The organism is Bacteroides sp. ET336, from assembly GCF_024733815.1.
GTDB classification, from domain to species: domain Bacteria; phylum Bacteroidota; class Bacteroidia; order Bacteroidales; family Bacteroidaceae; genus Phocaeicola; species Phocaeicola cellulolyticus.
Window position 1 is genome coordinate 94,405 of sequence record NZ_JANRHK010000006.1, and the last position, 24,449, is coordinate 118,853.

Below are 24,449 nucleotides of genomic sequence, written 5' to 3' on the forward strand. Positions count from 1 at the left end.
AACGTCAAATAAGATTCTATATTAAAGTATTATACAGAATTATGAACAACGCAACACCTGTCCGATTCTAAGAACTGTATTACGTTTTATACCGTTCATGCTACACAGCTTGTCAATTGAGATATGATATTTTCTTGATATTGAGCCCAAAGTGTCACCACTTTTAATTTTATGATAACGTATGGAGTTAGCGGCTGCTGTAACCTTCTTCATGTCACCGTTCTTTAGTGCAGCCAACGCTCTTGTACGCTGATAATTATACATATTGGCTCCCTTTATGAATAGATAGCTGTCTGCCACAATATCCTGTTTTGGAAAATCGAAAAGGAACTCAGGATTGATTACCTGACCGAGCAATCTTGTTTCGAAATGAAGATGCGAACCTGTTGAACGTCCTGTATTCCCCCCCAGACCTATTACCTCGCCAGCCTTTACGAACTGGTCTTCCTTGACTAGCTGCTTCGAAAGGTGACCATAGATTGTTTCAAGTCCGTTATCATGGCGAATTACCACATACTTACCATAACCAGAACGTTCATATCTCACGATTCTTACTCTACCGCTGAACGCCGCACGTATTGTATCGCCGATATATACCTTTATGTCAAGTCCGTTGTGCATACGTCTCCATCTGGGGCCACACTTCGAAGTAATCTTTGTATGTGGTGTAGGCATACAGAAGCCTGTTAAATCTATTCTGAAAGTATCCGGTACAGTCACTTTGTTTCCGTAGGCATGAACCCTTTCATTGCTCCATTCCGGATAAAGCGAATAAGCCGGGTAGAAGGCTTGTTCTGTTTCAATCTGACGTACCAAAGCTAGTGAGTCAACAGACTTTAGCTTCCTATCTATGGGTGCCTGCTTGGCCAACAAGTCCTGTGCCGAAGTATTTACAGACACCAAAGCAAAAGCTGCGACCGATAATGTTCTAAGAATTTTAATAAGCATTTTACAGTTAATATTTTTATATATGAGTATAAGAAATACACGTTTTATACATATTATCCCTTATACCTAACAACTCAAAACTAAAAAGGTTTTCAAAAAATCCTTGTAAAGATAAGTTTTTTTGTGGAGCGAGGCAAGTCAGATTAAGCATTTTTTACGTATTTTCATACACTATATACGTAAAAACAAGTATTATATGTTGAGTAACATATTTTGAGCAAATATAGATGTTACTATTCCTTTACATACTTTCCGGCATTCCAATTGAATTTTAATGAATCCACTGTATATGGCTTCATGATATCGGCACTTTCCTTGCCCATAGCTTCAAGAGTATTACACTTGAATACAATACTATTGTCCTTGTCTGACAATTCAGCTTTCATTATATACATTTCATTGGCGAAATCTTCTCTTGAAACTGTGCTTACACTGTCATTAGAAGATTTATAGAAATCCTCATGTCCCGGAAGAGAAATAAAGTTATGCAACGGCAATTCTTTCCAGTCGGTAGAATAGAAATATACCTGACTGTCTTCTGCTGGTCCGTTGTATGTTTTTACCACACAAACCACATTTACCGAATCGTTTAATGGCAACAGTTTCATTTCCTCTGATGATGCCTCTGTGGTTTTAAGCTTCAGATAATCGTCCGTAAGCTTAAGCATTTCCGATTGACCTCCGAATCTGTTCTTTACTACAGCCTTCATTCCCGATGACAGGAAATCGGCAAAGTCCTGACGGTTTACCTTAGTCAGTAGCGGAGAAAGTGAGTCAGGCATTGAAACGAATACTGAGTTTATATTTTGTGCATTAGCCGAAAGGCTTAAAAGTATAGAAAACAATAGAATTAATCTCATATTTATATTTTAAAAGCATTTAATAAACATCGAAACTCCTTGATATATTCTGGTACCGACAATTGTCGGCAGTGGTGCAGACCAAGGTCGGCAATGCTACCGACAATTGTCAGAAGCTCTGCTCACAGCTGTCAGCAGCAGGATATATGCTTTCAACGGAAAAGTTTCTCTATATCATCATCATTCATAAGTGCAAGAACAGTCTTTCCGTCTGGTGTATAATTTGGTGCCGGAGCAGAGAACAGCCCGTCAACCAAAGCATTCATTTCATCGTTGGAAAGCACCTGACCAGCAACAATGGCAGAAGCACGTGCCATTGAAAGTGCAATCATGCTTTGAACCTCTTCTTTCACCTTACAGCCTTTCTCTATTGCCGAATGAACAATATTAGTTATCAGCTGTTCAGGATTGAGTCCCTCAATATCGGCAGGTACACCATTAATGGAATATGTTCCTCCACCAAGCGGACTGAGTTCAAATCCCAATGATGTCAAATCATCCATAATTTCTTCCAGTACAGGAACTTCGGAAGGTGAAAAATGAATCATGTCCGGAAACAGCATACGCTGTGACAATCCTACGTGTTTCTGTATCTGATCCATATACTTGTCATACAGTATCCTTACGTGTGCCCTATGCTGGTCAATAATCATAAGTCCGGATTTCACCGAAGTAAGAATATATGTTCCTTTGTACTGATAATGCTGCGCAGCTTTTTCCGTAATGACAGCATCCGGATGCTCATCATATATGGTAGCCTCTTCTGCATCCTCATGAAATTTTCCCGAGAAAACGTTTTCTTCCGAGAAAGGACTCACATCTTCCTCCACAATACGTGTCTGTCTCTCCAATCCTTGATAGAATGGCTCCCATTCTGTCTTTTTCTTGCTTGCTGAAGAATAAGACGACGGGGGAACAATAGAAGACGATTGGTTGAACGGATTATATGAAGGGTCATACGAAGTAGGCGGAAGTTCACTTCCTATTGAACCGGCCATATCAATGGCTGGAATATCAGGCATACCCTCGGTATCAAAATCTATCGAAGGTACGGCATTAAATCTGCCTAATGTTTCCTTTACAGCCGCAGATAATATCTGCCAGATGGCTTGTTCATTCTCAAACTTTATTTCGGTCTTGGTAGGATGGATATTGACATCTATATTGGCAGGATCCACATCAAAATATATAAAATAAGACACTTGTTCACCTACCGGAATAAGATGCTCGTATGCATCTGCCACAGCCTTATGGAAATAAGGATGACGCATATATCTGCCATTCACAAAGAAGAACTGACGTGCACCTTTCTTTCTGGCCGTTTCGGGCTTACCTATAAAACCGTGAATGTTTACCATAGTAGTATCGATATCCAGCGACAACAGATCCTGGTTCAATTTCTTGCCGAACACTCCCATTATGCGCTGTCTAAGCTGTATGGCAGGCAGGTTCAGAATTTCCGTTCCATTATGATGGAATGTGAACGATACTTCCGGATTTACGAGAGCTATTCTTTCGAATTCCGATATTATGTTACTCAGTTCAGTCTGATTTGATTTGAGGAATTTTCTTCTTGCAGGAACATTAAAAAACAAATTTCGCACTATGAAATTACTTCCTTCAGGGCATGCCACTGGTTCTTGCTTTTCCACTTTGGAGCCGGAAATCAAAATAGATGTACCCAGCTCCTCACCGTGCTGCCTTGTACGCAACTCAACCTCGGCTACTGCAGCAATAGATGCCAGCGCCTCTCCGCGGAAGCCCATAGTCCGTAGAGCAAACAAATCCGAAGCCTCGCGTATCTTTGAAGTGGCATGGCGTTCGAAAGCCAGACGCGCGTCTGTTTCCGACATTCCTTTACCATTGTCTATCACCTGGATGCATGTCTTTCCGGCATCTGTCACAGATACATCAATATGTCCTGCTCCGGCATCAATGGCATTCTCAACCAGTTCCTTTATCACCGAAGCCGGCCTCTGGATAACTTCACCCGCTGCAATCTGATTGGCTACAGAGTCGGGCAACAAACGGATTATATCGCTCATAAATTATGTTTCTCCTTTATTTAATCAAAAAGTAAAGCTACCTGTTACAAGATAATGCAGGATATAAAGCAATAACACAATTGCCACAAACAATGTTGCATAACTGAGCGGTTTTCTGCCACTCTCCTTACGACGTTTCAGATATTTTGTACCTTCAACAAATTTTCCTCTGATATCTTCAGGAGAAAACTCCTTAGGAGGCAACATGCCAAGCTCACGTTTTGCAGTTTCCTCTATATTCTGCAGCTTTTCCTTACGCTCATCCACATAGATATACTCATGGTGATACGCTCTCGGTTTTCTCATTGTAAACATTCCCATAATATTATCTATTTATCGTTAAACAAATGCTGGTTAGGCAACTCTATCGGTCCGCGAACATTCTTCTTCAGCTGATCTTCAAGTTTCTTGCCACGCCAGTTGAATATATCCTTCTTATTCAAAGGACGAATATAGTCAAACCATACGAAATTATCAAGGTGACTTTTCTCCAAAGGTATCTGAGACATAGGATATAGAGTACCATTCGACTTAGGACTCATCACCATGCGTTCCAATTGCTGGTTTTCAAGATAGATATCCAGCTGGCTGGTTTCAGACACGTTCATTCCTATAAGAAGACTGTCGGAGTCCATTGGATAATACACTAACCGGACAGAACCTATCACCTCTACTTTTTCCATAAGTCCGTCTTCAAAATACGCCTTGATTTCCTTTCCGGAAATCTGATTGAACAATGTAGTATCTACAGGTATCTGTTCCACAGAAAGAGCCTGATTGATGATATGTGCCCAGTCTATGGTACTGTCGTTCATGTATATATTTATCTGTTCGCCCAAAAGTTGCTGGTTTTCATTCCATAGGACAGGATCTTTATACATGATAAGACATGAATCTTTCGACGAGAACACCAGTGAGTCTGCTACTCCCTGGACATCTGTTCTGTAAAACCTTACCTTATGGTATGCCTTTACCTCCCTATACATAGAGTCTGTGTCAAGATGGAAAGTATTCATACTGAGGGTATCAGCATGTAGGAAAAGACTGTCTCCCTGAGAGTAATCTATCGCTACTGCATTCTTCGTAACGAAAGCACTTTTCAGTTTCTCATTGTAATAACCATAGTCCCCCAGCATCATGTTCTTGTTTAGAGTATCTGTCATTACTATGTTTGAGAAAGCCTCGCCAATACCTGTGTTTCTGTCATAGAACAATGAATCTCCCGTCAGTTGCTTGCTGTCGCTTGTCAACACCGAGCGCTGATACAGGTCTGCTTTACCGGTCTGTGTATCATAATATCCCGACTCGGAATAAATATAATTGTTGTCGCTGTAAATATCAGAAGGACCAACAATATTTGCCACCTTTGTCAATGTACTGTATTTCAACGTGTCGGACAGCATTGTAAACTGTGGGTTTTCCAGTTTCACATTGTAATAGAAAACAGACATTTTGGTAGAAGGACTATATTCTCCCCATTCGGAAGTCAGTACATTCTGGTCGTCCATCATTGTTCCACCATCGAAGAAATATCCGAGATTGAATATTCTGTCATAGTTCAAGCTATCGGTAAGCAATGTCGTTGTTCTGTTTTCCATTCTTACGTTCATTCGCATCTGCGCAATTTGGGTCAGCCCGTCATAATACAATCTGTCACCATATAGGAACAAAGTATCCCCCTGTTCCATACGTACATTGCTGAATGCCTCGAATGAATTTATCTTGTCATAATAATATGCACTGTCGCAATACATATACACACTGTCATGACGGAAGACTACGTTTCCAACCACTATTTGCGCGTCTGGATGCAGAGCGTCTTTTTTCAGTTTGTCGGCACGCAACAAATACACCTTACTTTTCTGTTTCGGCTGAGTCTGTGTCCTGCCGTCCTGCATATTGGCAGCCGTCAGGCAAAAGCCCAACAGGCAGAGAGTACATAACAACAGTACTCTCTGCCCGCCAAATAACATTATTTTTTTCTTTATATCAAACATTCTGTCTATTTAGGCAATAATGTAAATTATCATTCCTTGATCCATCCCGGATATTTAAAATCACATTTTCTCCAATTAGGATTAATTCGAACGTATGTATTTTTCTGTTTTTCAACAATCCATTCCTGAATTTTCTCTTCACTGCGTTTTGCTGTCACCATACTCTTCAGGCGTTGATAATCTTCAGTAATGGTAGCCTTGTGTGCATCAATTCTGTTTTTCAGCTTAACGATGGCACACACCTCCTTACCTTTCGAGTTAATCATCGTAAATGGCTTTGATATTTCACCTATCTGCATACCTTCAACTACCTTTGCAACTTCCTGAGATACCAGTCCGGCAAGATGCTGCATTTCGAAGCGAGAAGTTCCTGTTTGAGGATTGGCCAACAATCCATGATTATTCTTTGTATCCTTGTCCTGAGATACCCATGTGGCAGCCTCATCGAATGTCACTTTTCCTTTTCGTATATCATTAGCCAAGGTATCAAGCTTGTTGAGCGCCTCTTCTATTTCCTGTTCATCAACTTTAGGCTTCATAAGTATATGACGATAACTTACTCTATCACCTCTTTTTTCAATCAGCTGTGCTATGTGGTATCCATACTCTGTTTCAAACACTTTTGAAATCTTCTTCGGATCTGTCATATTGAATATTACATTCGCAAATTCCGGTGTCAGCTCACCTCTTCCTGTAAATCCGTATTCACCTCCACGGCGTGCAGAACCCGGGTCTTCGGAATAATACATAGCCAATACAGAAAATGAAGATTCTCCCTTGTATATCTGTTCAGTGAAATCACGAAGTTTTTTCTTTACTCTTTCTATTTCCTCCTCTTTAATCTTCGGTTCGCGTACTATAATCTGCACCTCAACCTGAGTAGGAATACTAGGAATACTGTCAGAAGGCAAATTCTTGAAATAATTTCTCACCTCTGCCGGTGTCAGTTTAATATCCCCTACAAGCTCACGTTGCATCTGCTGCACAATAAGTCCGTTACGGATATTTTCTCTCAACATTTCGCGTATTTGAGTAGATGTCTTATTATAATATTCCTCCATTTTTTCCTTTGAACCTATCTGATCGATAAGCCATGCAGTCTGCTGCTCTACCTTCTGTATAACTTCCTGCTCTGAAACTTCTATACTGTCAATCTCTGCCTGATGCAAAAACAGTTTCTGCACAGCCAGTTCTTCCGGAATGACACAATATGGATCTCCGTCAAAACGTCGTCCCTCATATTGGGCATTCAACCTTTCATTCTCAACATCAGATTTCAGAATAGCTTCATCGCCAACCACCCAAACGACTTCGTCAATAACATTGTCCTGGGCATTTACTGTCAATCCCACAAAAGATAATAGTAGGAAAAAACCAAATCGAATTACACTTAATTTATTCATTTGAGGCATTAAAATATTTTATATCATTATTATCACAGGCTTCGTCATACAAATCTTTCTTCATTTTTGTTATAAACTCCACCCTTTTATTATTCATAATTATTTCTCTAATATCTTTCCCTGCATATTCCAAAGGCAAAATTTCACCCTTTCCAAGGTAATCTTCTATATGAAGGAAATAATAGAATGCAGAATCACTTAACTCTATATTCTTATTCTTTCCAATATTGTTTTTTTCTTTGTCAGCATCAGTCGGCAATCTAAGAAAAAAGTCATTCACAGATCTCCACCTGTCATAAAAATACTCATAATCAACAGCATTACGCAAACCGTATTTTTCTATCTTGTCAACTGAGCGTTCAGAACCGTCCTTATACCACTGCCTTACTTGAGAAATCCCTGAAGCAGTTTTCGGTACTTTTATATAAAGACCTTTTATGTATGGCTCAACAGCCAGAAAGGCATCCTTATTTTCATTGTAGTACTCTTCAACCTCACTATCAGGAATTAGGCTTTCAACTTCCTGACTTACAATCTGCTCTATATATGTATGAGTTATCAACTCCCTACGATACGAATTGACCAATTCATTTATTCCGGCATCATCAGGTATATTACCCTCAGCTTTTGCATAAAGCAACATATCATCAATCCAGTTTTTGATATATCTGTCAGCCATCTCGGCACTATCCTTTTCAGATATTCCAGGAGGTGTTACCGCCATGACATCTTCCATATAAAGATAATTATCACCCACCTGAACAAGTGGTGTCTTACCTTTATGGTCAACTGTCTCGGTACACCCGGAAGCAAGCAATACAAAAGCCGTTATAATACAAAAAAGATATCTGTAGTACATTTTTCAATAAATCAGTGAACGAAGATACTGTATAAATCAATTACTTCCATCACAATTAACTGTTTTTAAAACGTCTATATACTTTTCTACCCTAAATTTACGTTCCAAATCCTGAAAATAAAGCGTCTCGCATTCCTGTTTATAATCCTGAATCAACACATCATATACATCATGATAATTATCAGCCATATAGTCAAGCTTCTTTCCAAGAATAAAAGTATATGGAAACTCATTCATTTCTTTATATTCTCCGCATTTAAAGGCCAATTTATCTATGTATTCATTTTCGCCGATTTCAAAAAGACCGACTTCAATTACAGAATCATAAACTTTATTTTCACGTATCAATTCATTCAGTTTATCATTCCATAACTCCATAGGCAACTTTTTCAACTTACGTCTTATTTTAGAACCTGCCTTTTTGCTTTTACAATGAATTACAGCTCCTTTGTAATGCGGAAACTCCCATCTGTATTTACCCCTGTTCCGTTTGAAGAATTCCTCCAAATCTTTTTTCGATGCTTTAGAAGTTAACAAATCATCCTTCTTATCAAGTTCTGCTGCAAGCAACGTTTCATAAGCCATTTTCAAAACAGAATGAGCATCACTTTCATCATGAAGCAATCTTACTATATTAACTCCTTCCGGAGAGATAAAAGGCTTTGAACATCCTCCTACAGAAATGCCACTCATGGCATCTTTTACTTCATTCAGCAAAAACCTTGTATCATGATATACACATTGCTCTAATCTTGAGTCTGCATCTCTGGCAAGAATACGTTCTGTCTGTTCGCCGGATATAATCTTAGAATACACATCCTGCATAAAAGCAAATGCCTTATCAGACACTTCATTCTGACGTAGCTTATAAGTAATCACCTGAATAACAGCATTGCCACTTTGCTGTTTTTCATTAAGATCATCTATTCCCGACAATTCATTACTTAAAAGCCCAAATTCCTTCTTAAAACCGGACTCTTCGTCTATACCTCTACTCTTGGCCTCATATACTTTCAACTTAAACTGAAGGAAATAATAAAAATAATCCTCTACAGAACAATCTGATATTTTTGATATGTTTCTATAATACTGTTCATATTCCGACAAAAGGATTTCATCACCATTTATTTTCAATATGACTTTGTCGGACTGATTATACGGATACAGTCCGAGACAGCACCATATAAACATAAAACATAATACAAATAATCTTCTCATGATAAAAAAATAGCATGGACCATACATAAGCGTAAACGCATTATATATAATCCATGCCAACACTAATATTCTAAATGATATTATTGAGGACGGCTGTAGTTAGGAGCTTCACTTGTAATAGCCACATCATGTGGATGACTTTCCAATACACCAGCATTTGTAATACGTGTAAACTTGGCGTTATGAAGTTCCATAATGTTGTGTGCTCCACAATATCCCATACCGGCACGCAAACCACCAGTCAACTGATAGATAACTTCGTAAAGTGTACCTTTATAAGGAACACGTGCTGCGATACCTTCCGGAACAAGTTTCTTAACATCAGTAGTAGAACTCTGGAAATAACGGTCTTTAGAACCATTTTCCATAGCTTCCAAAGAACCCATACCACGATATGACTTGAATTTACGTCCGTTGAATATGATTGTATCACCAGGAGCTTCTTCTGTACCTGCAACAAGCGAACCTATCATTACACTGTATCCACCGGCAGCCAATGCTTTAACCACATCACCAGAGTAACGCAATCCACCGTCAGCAATCAAAGGCACACCTGTACCTTCCAAAGCTTTAGCCACATCATATACAGCAGTCAACTGAGGTACACCAACACCGGCTACCACACGTGTAGTACATATTGAACCAGGACCGATACCTACTTTAACAGCATCTGCACCAGCTTCTACCAATGCTTTTGCAGCAGCACCTGTTGCCACATTACCAACTACGATATCTACATTAGGGAAACGCTTCTTTGCTTCTTTAAGCTTATCTATTACATATTTTGAATGTCCGTGTGCTGTATCAATAACAATTGCATCTGCTCCGGCATTCACCAATGCCTCCATACGTTCCAATGTATCAGCTGTAACACCTACACCTGCAGCTACACGCAAACGTCCCTGTGCATCCTTGCAAGCCATCGGTTTGTCTTTTGCTTTAGTTATATCCTTATAAGTTATAAGGCCTATCAACTTACCATTCTCATCAACTACAGGAAGCTTTTCAATCTTATTTTCCTGAAGGATCTGAGCTGCTGTCTCCATATCTGTTGACTGTTTTGTTGTGATGATATTTTCAGAAGTCATCACTTCCTGTATCTTCTTTTCCATGTCCTTTTCGAAACGAAGGTCACGGTTAGTAACGATACCTACAAGATAATTCTCGTTGTCCACAACAGGAATACCACCGATTTTGTATTCAGCCATGATATTCAAGGCGTCGATCACCTTTGCATCCCTATTTATAGTAACAGGATTTGAAATCATACCGTTTTCAGCACGTTTCACTGTTGCAACCTGACGAGCCTGTTCGGCAATAGACATATTTTTGTGGATTACACCGATACCTCCTTCTCTGGCAATAGCAATAGCCATCTGAGATTCTGTAACTGTATCCATAGCGGCAGTTACGAAAGGAATTTTCAACTCGATGTTTCTTGAGAACTTAGTCGTAAGTTCGACTGTTTTAGGTAATACTTCAGAATAGGCAGGGATCAACAAAACGTCATCGTAAGTCAATCCATCCATAACAACTTTATCTGCAATAAATGACATAGGGCTTTATGCTTTTGATTATTATTGCGTGCAAATATACGATTTTTATACGAATTATATAAGAGCAGACAATTATATTAACATATTTTTATGACAAAAAAAATGCTTCGCCAAGGCTACAAACCGGCGAAGCTAGTTGTTTACATCAAAATATCAATTAATTTGCCATTTCTGAAATAAACTTAATTCTGACTAGTCTGATTTCTTCCTCTGTATAGTCATCACCAAGTTCATCCATGGCATCTTCTATTTTATCTGTTTCCGATTCCTTAAAATAATCATAGATATCCAACATATGGTCTTCGTCCATAATTTCATCAAGGAAATAATCAATATTAAGCTTAGTACCGGAATATACTATAGCCTCAACTTCATCAAGCAATTCCTGGAAATCTATACCCTTTGCAACAGCAATATCGTCCAAAGCTACTTTTCTGTCTATACTCTGAATGATAGAGACCTTCAGTTTAGATTTGTTGGCTACAGTACGCACCCTTAAATCTTCAGGTCTGTCTATTTCGTTCTCCTCGCAATGAGTCTTTATCAGATCACAGAATTCCTGACCATAACGTTTTGCCTTACCGGCTCCGACGCCCGGAATATTCTGCAACTCTTCAAGGGTAATCGGATATATAGTAGCCATTGCCTCCAGAGAAGGATCCTGGAATATTACGTAAGGAGGAACATCAAGTTTCTTCGACATTTTCTTACGCAAATCCTTAAGCATAGAATACAATACAGGATCCACAGCACACGAAGCTCCACCTCTCATCGGGGTTTCTTCAACTTCATCTTCATCAAAGTCTGTATCTTCAACTATCTTGAATGATTTCGGGTTCTTCAAGAACTTATGTCCGCTTGGAGTAACTTTAAGCAATCCATAATTCTCTACATCTTTTGCCAGATATCCGGCAATAAGTGCCTGACGTATTACAGAATTCCAGAGGCGCTCCTCTTCACCCATTCCTGAACCGAACACTTCCAGTTCATCATGTTTATGAGCCAACACTTCTGATGTTTCTTTACCCAATAACACATCAATAATATAATCTTGTTTGAAATTTTCTTTAACAGCAACGATTGTTTCAATCACTGCACACAATAATTCCTGAGCCTCCACTTGTTTCTTAGGATTTAAACAGTTATCACAATTACCACAATTATCTTCCGTATATTCCTCACCGAAATAGTGCATCAGAATCTTCCTTCTACATACTGAAGATTCCGCATATGCAGCAGTCTCCAAAAGAAGCTGTTTGCCTATTTCCTGTTCAGACACAGGTTTACCCTGCATGAACTTTTCCAGTTTCTGTAAATCCTTGTTCGAGTAGAATGCTATACATTGTCCTTCACCACCATCTCGTCCCGCACGTCCTGTTTCCTGATAATATCCTTCAAGACTTTTAGGAATATCATAATGCAAAACATATCTTACATCCGGTTTATCAATACCCATTCCAAATGCGATAGTAGCAACTATGACATCTATATTTTCCTTCAGGAAATCATCCTGATTTATATTTCTTGTAGCTGCATCCATTCCGGCATGATATGGTCTCGCCTTAATGCCATTTGCTACAAGTATTTCAGCCAACTCTTCAACTTTTTTTCTACTCAAGCAGTATATGATACCTGATTTCTCAGGATTCTGCTTTATAAATTTTATTATATCCTTATCAATATTATTTGTCTTCGGACGAACCTCATAATACAAATTAGGACGATTAAATGAAGACTTGAACTCGGCAGCATCAGTCATTCCCAAGTTCTTCTGGATATCCATTTTTACCTTAGGTGTGGCAGTAGCCGTCAAAGCTATAACAGGAGCCTTTCCTATCTCATTTATGATAGGTCGTATCCTTCTGTACTCAGGTCTGAAGTCATGTCCCCATTCAGATATACAATGCGCCTCATCAATTGCATAAAATGAGATTTTCACATGTTTCAGAAAATCCACATTCTCTTCTTTGGTAAGAGATTCCGGCGCAACATACAGCAATTTTGTTTTACCTGACGAGATATCAGCCTTAACCTGATCTATAGCCGACTTTGACAGTGACGAGTTGATGAAATGCGCAACTCCATCTTCTTCACTAAAGTTACGCATAGCATCCACCTGATTCTTCATAAGCGCAATAAGCGGCGAAATTACAATAGCCGTACCTTCCATAAGCAAGGAAGGTAATTGGTAGCACAACGACTTTCCACCTCCAGTAGGCATTAATACAAAAGTATCATGACCGTCAAGAAGACTTCTTATGATAGCCTCCTGATTTCCTTTGAAAGTATCAAAACCGAAATACCTCTTCAATTGTTCCGCTAAATTGATTTTTTCCGCCATTGCTTCCTATGAATTAAATGATTCAACGATATTCTGAAAAGTTCTTATGTAACAAAGTTATAAACAACTTTCAATATTACGCAAATAAAACGTGAAAAAAATCATCTGAAGATGTATTTTTTTCATTTATAATTTAAACAGACTGCAAGCGGGACAGATTAGTCTTTCCCATTTGTTCTTTTGCATAATCAAGCGTCACCACAAAGTCGCTTACATTGCTAGAAGGCACATTATACATGACATCTATCATTATAGTTTCAACGATAGACCTCAGTCCTCTAGCGCCTAATTTATATTCTACCGCCTTATCCACAATATAGTCAAGAACTTCAGGTTCGAAAACAAGTTTCACTCCATCCATTTCAAGAAGTTTGATATATTGTTTGATAATAGAATTCTTAGGCTCTGTCAGAATATTACGCAAAGCTGTTCTGTCAAGCGGATTCAGATAAGTCAGTATAGGAAGTCGTCCGATTATTTCCGGAATCAATCCAAATGATCTCAAGTCCTGAGGAGCAATATACTGCATCATATTATTCCTGTCAATCTTCACAGACTCTTTTACCGAATTATATCCTACTACATTCGTATTAAGTCTTTGCGCTATTTTACGTTCTATACCTTCGAATGCGCCACCGCATATAAACAGTATATTCTTTGTGTTTACCGGAATCATTTTCTGCTCAGGATGTTTTCTTCCACCTTGAGGAGGAACATTCACTATAGAACCTTCCAACAATTTAAGTAATCCCTGCTGTACTCCTTCTCCACTGACGTCTCTTGTTATTGAAGGATTATCTCCTTTACGGGCTATCTTATCTATTTCATCAATAAAGACGATGCCTCGTTCAGCTTCTTCCACATTGTAATCCGCTACCTGAAGAAGTCTTGTAAGAAGACTTTCAATATCCTCACCTACATAACCGGCTTCTGTCAAGACAGTAGCATCAACAATCGTAAACGGAACTTTCAACAGTTTAGCTATAGTTCGTGCCAACAGAGTTTTACCCGTACCGGTACTTCCGACCATAATTATGTTGGATTTTTCTATCTCCACATCATTATTGTCCGATACCTGGAGCAAACGTTTATAATGATTATAAACAGCCACTGATAAATATCTTTTTGCATCATCCTGACCAATAACATACTGATCAAGGAATTCCTTTATTTCTGCAGGCTTTGGCAATTCATCCAATTTCAGATTGCCGTTTTTCCCTGCATGGGAATGCATATTGGCTTCCTTGACAATTTCGTGAGCCTGTTCCACACACGAATCACAAATACAGCCATTCACTCCGGTAATCAGAAAACCTACTTCATTTTCCGAACGTCCGCAAAAGCTGCATTTGTTCCTATTTCTAGTTGTTTTTGAATTTTCCAATGACTATAAATTTTAGTTCTTTAGTTCTTTTTGAGTTTGCAAGTTTTTAAATTACAAAGAAGGCTTGCGAGACATAACTTCATCAATTATACCATATTCCTTCGCTTCCTGTGCAGTCATCCAGTAGTCTCTGTCCGAATCCGCCCACACCTTGTCAAAATCAGTATGCGAATGTTCAGCCACGATAGTATATAACTCTTTCTTGAGCTTCAATATTTCGCGCGCTGTAATTTCTATATCCGAAGCCTGACCTTGTGCGCCACCCAGAGGCTGGTGTATCATCACTCGTGAGTGTGTCAATGCAGAACGTTTGCCTTCCTGACCAGCCACAAGCAACACAGCAGCCATTGAAGCAGCAAGACCTGTACAGAAAGTAGCCACATCACTGCTGATAAACTGCATTGTATCATATATTCCCAAACCGGCATATACAGATCCGCCCGGTGAGTTTATATATATGGAAATATCCCTTCCTGAGTCTATAGAGTCAAGATACAGCAACTGAGCCTGCAATGTATTGGCTGTGTAATCATTGATTTCTGTTCCCAAGAAGATGATACGGTCCATCATCAAACGAGAGAACACGTCAAGCTGAGTAACGTTCAGTTGTCTTTCTTCAAGGATATAAGGATTAAGATAACCAGCCTGTGACTTTATAACATCATCAAGCACCATGCTGCTCATTCCCAAATGCTTGGTTGCATATTTTCTGAAATCATCCATAAGTTATATTTTTTTATCTTTTAAAAATACAGAAAGAGACTTTTAGCCATTTCTTTTCCGAGTACAGGACTAGAGCTTGCACCAACCAGAAAAGCCTCGGTTAAAAGCCTCTTCCATTATAATAAGCCTCAGCAATTAACTTCAGCCTGGAATTATATTACTGAAACATTTTGTTGAAATCTTCTACAGATACAGCTTTGTGGTTCAATGTTACCTGACCCTTAACAGCTGCAGCAAGCTTAGATTCAATTGCTCTGTTTACAAGAGCTTCAACGCTTTCGCGTTTCTTAAGCATTTCTTTAGAGTAGTTTTCAAGCAATTCTTCAGGAACATTGATCATACCGTACTGAGCGAACTGAGCACGAGTAGCTTCCTTAGCCATATCCTGAATATCAGACTGTTCAATCTTGATACCGTTAGCTTCAACAAGTTTTTCCTTGATCAAGTGCCAAGTAAGTTCTTCAAGGCTCTTTTCGTAGTTTTCGTTTACGTATTCTTCACCTTTTTCCTTGTTGTTGTCAAGCATGATACGTTTCATCAAATCGTCAGCAAATTCCAATTTACCAACCTTACCCATAGTGTAAGCGCGCAAGTCGATAAGGAACTTATAGTCGCTGTCAGCAACGAACTGAGTAGAGATGCTTTCCTTAACCTGAGCACGGAATTCTTCTTCGTTTGAAGCCTTGCCTTCGCCAAGAACCTGGTCGAACAATTCCTGATTCAATTCACCCGGAATCATACGAGTGATTTCTTCAATCTGGAAGCTGAAGTTACCTTTGTAGTTAGCAACTTCTTCTTTCTTAACTTTCAGAAGAGAAGCAAGTTCTGCTTCGTTGTTATCGAAAGCTACAGAAGGATTGAACACCAATACAGTGTTTACCTTAGCACCGTTGAAGATAGCTTTCTGGTCGTCGTTCTTCATGTATGTAGGCATCATAACTGCACCTTCTACCTGAACACCGCCTTCTTTTGTATTTCCGTTTTCATCAAGCTCAGCCAAAAGACCTTTCAGCATATCCTTTTCCTGATAGTCTTCAACCTTGTCATATTTAGCTGTACGCTGTCTGTACATATTAACCTGCTGTTCTACCATTTCGTCAGTTACATCGATATCATAGTAGTCAACAGTATCATTGTTTGACAATTCTATAGAGAATTCAGGAGCCAAAGCAATATCGAAAGAGAATTCGAAGTTTTCGTCTGTTTCGAAGTTAGCGTTGTTTTCCTTTGGAAGTGGAGTACCCAACATGTTCACTTTGTTTTCGCGGATATATTCACCAACTTTTTCCTGCAACAGCTTGTCAACTTCTTCAAGAAGTACAGAAACACCATACTGTTTCTTGATAAGACCCATCGGAACCATACCTTTACGGAATCCAGGCATATTTACTCTCTGACGAAGTGTCTTCAACGCTTTTTCAACTTTTTCCTGATAATCAGCTTTTTCGATTTGCGCAGTAAGCACAGCACTTACGTTGCTTACATTCTGTAATGAAATATTCATTTCTTAATTGTTTTATATTAATTATTTATTCTTATTTTCAAAAGTATAAACTTTTTGGGGTGTGCAAAAATAGTGTTTAATCTTGCAACTACCAAAAAGTCAGGACAAAAAAAATTTCAAACAGGTCTTCACACGATTTCATCAATCACGTTCAGGCTGTATCTGGAAGTCTTTTTTTCTCAACACGAAACTATTGCTCAAATACTTCTCACGCACAATTTTGTTTTCTGCCAACTCCTCCGGAGTTCCCTGAAAAAGGATTCTACCTTCAAACAGCAGATATGCCCTGTCCGTAATGCTCAATGTTTCCTGCACATTGTGGTCGGTAATCAGAATTCCTATATTCTTGTCTTTAAGCTTCCAGACAATATGCTGAATATCTTCAACTGCAATAGGGTCAACTCCCGCAAAAGGCTCGTCAAGCATAATGAATTTAGGGTCAATAGCCAGACATCTTGCTATTTCCGTTCTTCTACGCTCACCACCCGAAAGCTGGTCACCCAAGTTTTTTCTCACTTTCTGCAATCTGAACTCAGCTATAAGGCTTTCCAGTTTTTCCTTTTGATATTCCGGACTTTTGTTTGTAAGCTCAAGAACAGAAGCAATATTATCTTCAACGCTCATTTTTCTGAACACAGAAGCCTCTTGTGCCAAATAGCCAATACCCTTTTGTGCACGCTTGTAAACCGGATATGATGTAATATCTTCATCATTCAAGAATATATGTCCCTCATTTGGAACTATAAGTCCGGTTGTCATATAGAATGAAGTGGTTTTTCCGGCACCGTTAGGTCCTAAAAGTCCTACGATTTCTCCCTGTTTGACATTGATGGAAACATCGTTAACAACGGTTCGTTTACCATATTTCTTGACAAGATTCTCCGTACGAAGCACCATACATTCATTATAATCCGCCTGCGAACCGGCATTAACGGACTTACCTTCGTATTCTTTATCTTTCAATTCTTCCATATAGCTTATTTTGGGCACAAAAGTAGTAAAATTCTTGGGTTATATGGTCATTTACATTAAAATCATCCTATCTTTTATTATTTAATAGCTAAAAAACAGTACTTTTGCAACAAATTATTTTTTGACATCATGATAAAACCAATCAGTATTCTAGGCAAATACGTTATTCTCATGGGCAGAGTTTTTTCACGCCCTGAAAGAGTAAGAATGTATTTCAAACAATATGTAAACGAATTGTACCAACTTGGAATCAACTCCATCGGTATAGTACTCCTGATTTCATTCTTCATCGGAGCGGTTATATGTATCCAGATAAAGCTGAACATAGAAAGTCCGTGGATGCCACGATTTGTAGTAGGATATACCACCCGAGAAATCCTGTTGCTTGAATTTTCTTCAGCCATAATGTGTCTTATCTTGGCAGGTAAGGTAGGCTCCAACATTGCATCCGAATTAGGCACAATGCGTGTCACCCAACAAATAGACGCACTTGAGATTATGGGTATAAACTCGGCATCATACCTTATCCTACCTAAGATTCTGGGACTTATGACCATGATTCCGTTTCTTGTCATATTCAGTATATTCGCAGGAATTATAGGAGCATTCTGTACAGCATGGTTTGCGGGTATAATGAACGCCACCGACCTTGAATACGGTCTTCAATACTGCTTCATAGAGTGGTATATCTGGTGCAGCTTTATCAAGTCACTGTTCTTTGCATTCATTATAGCCAGCGTTTCGGCATATTTCGGATACACAGTTGACGGCGGTTCCATTTCCGTAGGTAAGGCAAGTACAAACGCCGTTGTTTCAAGCAGCGTACTCATTCTATTCTCAGATTTAATTCTTACACAACTATTAATGGGATGATACAGTTAAAATCTATATGTAAGTCATTCGAAGGAAGAAGAGTCCTTGATGACATCAATTTCACTTTCGAAAACGGAAAGACCAACCTCATCATAGGTCAGAGCGGTTCCGGTAAAACCGTTCTAATGAAATGTATTGTGGGACTTCTGACACCAGAAAAAGGTGAAGTGCTTTATGACAACAGAAATCTCCTCGGTATGGGAAAGGTCGAAAAGAAAACTCTACGTAAGGAAATGGGCATGATATTCCAAAGCGCAGCATTATTCGATTCACTGTCCGTACTTGAGAATGTTATGTTCCCTCTTGATATGTTTTCGAACGACACATATCGCGACCGGGTAAAACGCGCACAATTTTGTCTGGATAGGGTAAACCTTCTGGATGCACAGAATAAATATCCAGGCGAGATAAGTGGAGGTATGCAAAAACGAGTAGCAATAGCCAGAGCAATAGCATTGAACCCGCAATATCTGTTTTGTGACGAGCCAAACTCAGGACTTGACCCTAAGACTTCTTTGGTGATTGACGAACTTATACACGACATCACCACAGAATTCAACATGACAACCATAATCAACACTCACGACATGAACTCAGTGATGGGTATAGGTGACAGCATCCTGTACATATATCAGGGACACAAAGAATGGTCAGGTACAAAAGACGAAGTGTTTACGGCAACTAATGAAAGGCTGAACAATTTCATTTTTGCATCCGACCTTTTAAGGAAAGTAAAGACGGAAGAAAATAAAAACAAGAACCTATAAAAACAAAATTTCCCTGCCGATATCTCATGAAAATATTGACAGGGAAATTTTATTTTTTATAAAAGATTTATGCTTCTTTTCTCATTTTATATCCGTAAGCCACTATTACAACAAAACAAATCAACGGAAGTATAAACGAAATATTCACGGCTGGCATTCCAAACAAATTCTTGCAGTCTATAATGGATGCCTGAAGCGGTGGCAATACAGAGCCTCCAAGAATAGCCATAATCAGCCCGGCAGCACCGAATTTGGCGTCATCGCCCATACCCTTCAATGCTATACCATATATAGTAGGGAACATCAGAGACATACAAGCTGAAACTCCGACAAGACAATACATTCCCCAAATATTCTCCAGGCAGATAACTCCTGCTGTAAGTACCATTGCCGCTACGGACAAAACCATAAGTAACATTCCTGGTTTGACAAAACGGAGCATAAATGTACAGACGAAACGACTTACACAAAATATAATCATTGCCACTATATTATATTTCTGAGAAAGTACCTCAGCCGCTTGTTCTTCCATTCCCTGTGCCATAAACAGACGTGTACCGTACTGGATAATGAATGTCCAGCACATTATCTGAGCACCTACATAAAAGAACTGTGCTATTACACCATACTTATATCTTCGTCTTGAGAAAATACGCTTCAATGTAGGAATAAAATCGATAGAATGTGACTGATCTGCATTTCTCGGCATCTTCGACATCCTGATAACTATAAGCATAGCTATTATGACCAGACCAATCACCAGATAAGGAGCAATGAGAACAGACAAATCCGAGTCTCTGACTGCTTCAAATTCAGCCTGACTCAACTGCGCTCTTTCTGCAGTATCCATTGGATTCAATTTATTCTGGATAAAGTTCATGGCAACATACATTCCCATCAGAGAACCTATCGGATTGAATGCCTGAGCCAGATTAAGACGACGCGTAGCTGTTTCTTCCGTTCCCATTGAAAGTATATATGGATTACAACTTGTCTCCAGGAAAGACAGTCCGCATGTCATAACAAAATATGCCAACAGAAACGGATGATAGTCACCTGTAAGTTTTGCCGGGAAAAAAGCCAATGCACCGAGAGCATACAATCCCAATCCTAACAATACTCCGGCTTTATATGTATATTTCCTTATAAACATGGCTGCCGGAAAAGCCATAGCAAAATATCCGCCATAAAAAGCCACTTGAACCAAAGCTCCGTCGGTAACACTCATTCTGAATATTTTTGAAAAAGCCTTTACCATCGGATTGGTAATGTCGTTTGCAAATCCCCACAATGCAAAGCACAACGTAATCAATACAAAAGGGAACAAATAGCTTACGCCGTCTTTGCTAATAATAGATTGTTTCATGAATAATTTTAAAGTTTAGGTTAATGAATTAATAGAAAGGTATAAAAAAAATCAATACAGGTAAAACATCCTTTCCATAGGCTGCCACTTCTCGGATGATGTACTTCCCGGTTCAGAGCACTGGAATATAGACATATAATCTTCCCACTCCTGCTGTCTTGGCAATACTGCCAGTTTTTCCATTGCCGAATCCCAATCAAAATCCAATGGAGTTTCCACAATCATAAAAAGCCTTGTCCCCAGAATATAAATCTCCATTTCCAATATGCCAACGCTGCGTATGCCTTCAAGTATCTCAGGCCATATTTTTTCTTTGCTGTGACGCAATTTGTATTCGGCTATCAACTCCGGATTATTTCTCAAATCCATTGTTCTACAGTATCTCTTCACATTACAGCCATGATTCTTTGCCGCATATCCAGTATTTTCCATATGTATTACCTTAATATATTATTTATCTAAATTCTGTACTAAAATATTTCCTATGGCAGTAGCCTCAACCGGACCGGCATCTACATCAAGTCCTGTAGCCAAAGCCGTCAGTCGGTTCAGATATTTGTTTTGCGAACCTCCACCAATTATATGTAATTTTTCAACAGAACGTGGCAATAATTTGTTCAATCCCTCTATTCCTTTTCTGTATCTGTCTGCCAATGACAACAATACGCATTTCACAAATTCTCCCTGTGTCTGCGGAACCTGCTGTCCGCTTTCCTTACAGTAAGAGATTATTGTTTCTGCCATATTCAGCGGACTGGTAAAGACATTATTGTCAACATCTACCATTGATGATATATCCGCTTTCTCTGCTTCAGGAATCAGAATATCGTATTCAGTACATTTACCTTCTTCAGCCCATTCGGACATAAGTTTCTGAAGAATCCACAGTCCGGTGATATTCTGGAGGAAACATATTTTACCATCCACACCACCTTCGTTTGTAAATCCGTTAACTCTGGCTTCTTCAGAAAGAATCGGCTCGTCTGTCACTACTCCAAGCAAAGACCATGTTCCCGAACTTAAAAATGCTGTCACTTTTTCGTTTTCATCAGCAGGAACAGCATATACCGCACTCGCCGTGTCATGCGATGCCACTGCTATAACCTTAACATCATAATCCAGCCCAAGTTCTTCCTTTATCTCAGGTTTCAGCACTCCTCTTTCCTGCCCAGGCATTACGATTTCGCAGAAGATATGTTCAGGCAATCCCAATTGGCGTATAAGTTCATAATTCCACTTACGCGCCTTGATATCCATTAGCTCCGAAGTAGATGCTATGCTATATTCATTATTTGCAACACCGGTAAGGAAATAACTGAACAAATCAGGCATGAACAACAACTTGTCTGCCACAGAAAGCAACGGACTGTTTTCTTCTTTCATCGCATAAAGCTGAAACAGCGTGTTTATTGCCATCACCTGTGTGCCACTGACAGAGTAGTGTTCGCTTGGATCAATAATCTTAAAAACCTTTTCAGGCATACCGTCCGTACGACTGTCACGGTAACAGACCGGATTACCTATGAGATTTCCATTCTTATCAATAAGTCCGAAATCAACACCCCATGTATCTATGCCGATACTTTTTATTCTATATCCTTTTTCAACAGCCATACGTATTCCTCTCTTCATATCTTCAAAAAGAGAAAGGAAATCCCAATATATATGGCCGCCCATCCTTACCTGCCTGTTCTGAAAACGATATATCGTATCCAGACAAGTTTTACCATCGGAGACGTAGCCGGCAATCACTCGCCCGCTACCTCCTCCGAAGTCTATTGCTAGTCTTACTTCTCTCATTTTGTCTTCTTACCTAAAACGTATGTTTCCAAGTCGTCTATCTCGGCATTTGTCAGTGTCTCATACTTTCCACCTGTAAGGATTATGATTCGGCAAGCCATTTCGAAGAACATCGCTCTTTCAAAAGCCTCGTCAAAATCTTTTCCACAAACCACTTGACCGTGTTTTTTCAGAAGAACAGAGTTATGGTCTTTCAATGCTGCTATCACTCCTTCTGCCAACTCTTTTGACCCCGGTCTGTAATATGGAACTACCGGAATTTCTGAACCTACATGACATGGAACTTCCGCTGTAACATTATAGTCCTTAGGCAATTCCTTCATACATGCAACAGCTGTTGCGTAAGGTGACTGGAAATGAAGAACAACATTTACATCAGGTCTTTCTCTCAATACTCCAAGGTGAAAGCCGTGTTCCATTGATGGTTTTACACCGTTAAGAACTTCACCTGTTTCAAGTTTACATATTGCGACCTTTTCTTTCGGCAATGACGGTACCCATGAACCTGTACCTGAAAGGAGAACTTCATCACCTATTCTCCAAGAGATGTTACCGCTGCTGCATATTGTCAAACCTGCATCACCTACACGGTGAGCTTCCGAAATAAATTTTTCTATCTGTTCGTTAGTTATCATAATACTTTCTTATATAAATCCAAAATAATTTCTTCTGTCACTTCACGAGGATTTCCAGGTGTACATACATCTGCATAAGCAGCCTTGGCAAGACGAGGAAGGTCTTCCGCCTTGATTCCCAACTCTGAAAGATGCTGAGGTATTCCTACACGTACAGACAGTTCCTTAACAGCCTTAACAGCAGCGTCCGCAGCCTCCTCTTTTGTCATTCCTGCTGAATAGACATTCATTGCCTTAGCTATGTCAACATACTTGTCAAGCGCTGCTGGAGCATTGAATTCCATAATTGTAGGCAATAGAAGAGCATTTGCCACACCGTGAGGAATATCGAAGATTGCTCCCAATGGATGAGCCATACCATGCACTACTCCCAAACCTACGTTAGAGAATGCCATACCGGCTATGTACTATGCTACTGCCATTCCGTTACGGGCTTCGGCATTGTTTGGTTCGTTCACTGCTGTTTCAAGATAGCGTGCTATCATCTCGATTGCCTTGATTTCGAACATGTCACTCATCTCCCAGGCACCTTTGGTGATAAGACCTTCGATGGCATGAGTCAATGCGTCCAAACCTGTTGCAGCTGTCAGACTCTTCGGAAGAGTGTACATAAGTTCGGCATCGACTATGGCAATGGCAGGGATATCATTAGGATCGACACAAACCATCTTCTTGTGGTTTTCCTCATCGGTGATAACATAATTGATAGTAACCTCTGCAGCTGTTCCGGCTGTAGTTGGAAGGGCTATGATAGGCACTGACTTCTTCTTTGTATCGGCAACTCCTTCAAGAGATACTACATCAGAGAATTCAGGATTATTTGTTATGATACCAATAGCCTTGGCTGTGTCCATTGATGAACCGCCACCTATGGCAATAATGAAATCAGCTCCTGAAGCTGCATATGCTGCAAGACCAGCTTTAACATTAGAGACTGTCGGGTTAGGCTTGATTTCGCTGAATACTTCGTATGGTATATTGGCATTACGCAAAACTGACAATACTTTATCGGCAACACCGAACTTTATCAAATCCTTGTCTGTAGCTACAAAAGCCTTTTTCAAGCCAAGACGTGATATTTCTTTTGGAAGCACTTCTCTGGCTCCGGGTCCGAAGTAAGATACTTCGTTCAATACAAATCGGTTTATCATAATAATCTGATTTTATGAAGTTACAAACAGACAGTGTTATTTTCACT

Annotated in this window: 20 protein-coding genes and 1 pseudogene; 2 read left to right on the plus strand and 19 right to left on the minus strand. The window is 39.4% G+C overall.

The annotated features are described in order from the left end of the window. Window positions 1–39: 39 nt before the first annotated feature. The 14 genes from NW213_RS07955 to lptB all read right to left on the minus strand — a co-directional run bounded on the left by NW213_RS07955 (window position 40) and on the right by lptB (window position 17,735). Window positions 40–948, minus strand: a complete 909-nt coding sequence (locus tag NW213_RS07955; RefSeq protein ID WP_204393000.1) for a peptidoglycan DD-metalloendopeptidase family protein — start codon at window positions 946–948, stop codon at window positions 40–42. Window positions 949–1,181: 233 nt separating this feature from the next. Then, window positions 1,182–1,808 (minus strand): DUF3256 family protein, encoded by a 627-nt coding sequence (locus NW213_RS07960; RefSeq protein ID WP_204392998.1) that lies wholly within the window; start codon window positions 1,806–1,808, stop codon window positions 1,182–1,184. 152 nt (window positions 1,809–1,960) lie between these two features. Further along, window positions 1,961–3,853: a DNA mismatch repair endonuclease MutL gene (gene mutL, locus NW213_RS07965; RefSeq protein ID WP_258322421.1), complete on the minus strand. Its 1,893-nt coding sequence runs from the start codon at window positions 3,851–3,853 to the stop codon at window positions 1,961–1,963. Window positions 3,854–3,877: 24 nt separating this feature from the next. Further along, the gene (locus NW213_RS07970; protein WP_258322422.1) at window positions 3,878–4,174 is read right to left on the minus strand and encodes a hypothetical protein; all 297 of its coding nucleotides are present in this window, start codon (window positions 4,172–4,174) and stop codon (window positions 3,878–3,880) included. Between the two features lie 8 nt (window positions 4,175–4,182). Continuing rightward, window positions 4,183–5,850: an OstA-like protein gene (locus NW213_RS07975; protein ID WP_154044169.1), complete on the minus strand. Its 1,668-nt coding sequence runs from the start codon at window positions 5,848–5,850 to the stop codon at window positions 4,183–4,185. Window positions 5,851–5,879: 29 nt separating this feature from the next. Then, window positions 5,880–7,253, minus strand: a complete 1,374-nt coding sequence (locus tag NW213_RS07980) for a peptidylprolyl isomerase (RefSeq protein ID WP_154044168.1) — start codon at window positions 7,251–7,253, stop codon at window positions 5,880–5,882. After that, window positions 7,246–8,112 (minus strand): peptidyl-prolyl cis-trans isomerase, encoded by an 867-nt coding sequence (locus tag NW213_RS07985; RefSeq protein ID WP_154044167.1) that lies wholly within the window; start codon window positions 8,110–8,112, stop codon window positions 7,246–7,248. The genes NW213_RS07980 and NW213_RS07985 overlap by 8 nt, the downstream gene beginning before the upstream one ends. A 36-nt stretch (window positions 8,113–8,148) precedes the next feature. Beyond that, entirely contained in the window at window positions 8,149–9,330 is a 1,182-nt protein-coding gene (locus NW213_RS07990; protein WP_154044166.1) for a hypothetical protein, read from the minus strand. Window positions 9,331–9,410: 80 nt separating this feature from the next. After that, entirely contained in the window at window positions 9,411–10,886 is a 1,476-nt protein-coding gene (gene guaB / locus NW213_RS07995; RefSeq protein WP_154044165.1) for an IMP dehydrogenase, read from the minus strand. Between the two features lie 157 nt (window positions 10,887–11,043). Continuing rightward, window positions 11,044–13,227 carry a DNA helicase RecQ gene (gene recQ, locus NW213_RS08000; RefSeq protein ID WP_154044164.1) on the minus strand — a complete coding sequence of 728 codons (2,184 nt, stop codon included), beginning with the start codon at window positions 13,225–13,227 and terminating at the stop codon, window positions 11,044–11,046. 133 nt (window positions 13,228–13,360) lie between these two features. After that, window positions 13,361–14,611 carry an ATP-dependent Clp protease ATP-binding subunit ClpX gene (gene clpX, locus NW213_RS08005; protein ID WP_204392983.1) on the minus strand — a complete coding sequence of 417 codons (1,251 nt, stop codon included), beginning with the start codon at window positions 14,609–14,611 and terminating at the stop codon, window positions 13,361–13,363. A gap of 51 nt (window positions 14,612–14,662) precedes the next feature. Continuing rightward, window positions 14,663–15,334 (minus strand): ATP-dependent Clp endopeptidase proteolytic subunit ClpP, encoded by a 672-nt coding sequence (clpP, locus tag NW213_RS08010; protein WP_154044162.1) that lies wholly within the window; start codon window positions 15,332–15,334, stop codon window positions 14,663–14,665. 157 nt (window positions 15,335–15,491) lie between these two features. Next, entirely contained in the window at window positions 15,492–16,838 is a 1,347-nt protein-coding gene (tig, locus tag NW213_RS08015) for a trigger factor (RefSeq protein ID WP_154044161.1), read from the minus strand. A 141-nt stretch (window positions 16,839–16,979) separates the two neighbouring features. Continuing rightward, entirely contained in the window at window positions 16,980–17,735 is a 756-nt protein-coding gene (lptB, locus tag NW213_RS08020; RefSeq protein WP_154044198.1) for an LPS export ABC transporter ATP-binding protein, read from the minus strand. Between the two features lie 204 nt (window positions 17,736–17,939). Here lptB and NW213_RS08025 point away from each other — a divergent pair, with 204 nt between their 5' ends. Next, window positions 17,940–18,683 carry an ABC transporter permease gene (locus tag NW213_RS08025; protein WP_154044160.1) on the plus strand — a complete coding sequence of 248 codons (744 nt, stop codon included), beginning with the start codon at window positions 17,940–17,942 and terminating at the stop codon, window positions 18,681–18,683. Beyond that, a complete protein-coding gene (locus NW213_RS08030) occupies window positions 18,680–19,450 on the plus strand; it encodes an ABC transporter ATP-binding protein (protein ID WP_258322423.1) in 771 nt (256 codons plus the stop codon). The genes NW213_RS08025 and NW213_RS08030 overlap by 4 nt, the downstream gene beginning before the upstream one ends. Window positions 19,451–19,517: 67 nt before the next feature. Here NW213_RS08030 and fucP read toward each other — a convergent pair whose 3' ends face one another. The 5 genes and pseudogenes from fucP to fucO all read right to left on the minus strand — a co-directional run bounded on the left by fucP (window position 19,518) and on the right by fucO (window position 24,402). Further along, entirely contained in the window at window positions 19,518–20,816 is a 1,299-nt protein-coding gene (gene fucP, locus NW213_RS08035; RefSeq protein ID WP_258322424.1) for an L-fucose:H+ symporter permease, read from the minus strand. 51 nt (window positions 20,817–20,867) lie between these two features. Beyond that, the gene (locus NW213_RS08040; RefSeq protein ID WP_375338127.1) at window positions 20,868–21,254 is read right to left on the minus strand and encodes an L-rhamnose mutarotase; all 387 of its coding nucleotides are present in this window, start codon (window positions 21,252–21,254) and stop codon (window positions 20,868–20,870) included. A 12-nt stretch (window positions 21,255–21,266) separates the two neighbouring features. Continuing rightward, window positions 21,267–22,616: a rhamnulokinase family protein gene (locus tag NW213_RS08045; RefSeq protein WP_258322425.1), complete on the minus strand. Its 1,350-nt coding sequence runs from the start codon at window positions 22,614–22,616 to the stop codon at window positions 21,267–21,269. After that, window positions 22,613–23,251 carry a class II aldolase/adducin family protein gene (locus NW213_RS08050; RefSeq protein ID WP_258322426.1) on the minus strand — a complete coding sequence of 213 codons (639 nt, stop codon included), beginning with the start codon at window positions 23,249–23,251 and terminating at the stop codon, window positions 22,613–22,615. Before NW213_RS08050 ends, NW213_RS08045 begins: the two co-directional genes overlap by 4 nt. After that, a pseudogene (gene fucO, locus NW213_RS08055) lies at window positions 23,248–24,402 on the minus strand (lactaldehyde reductase). Before fucO ends, NW213_RS08050 begins: the two are co-directional and overlap by 4 nt. Window positions 24,403–24,449 lie beyond the last annotated feature (47 nt).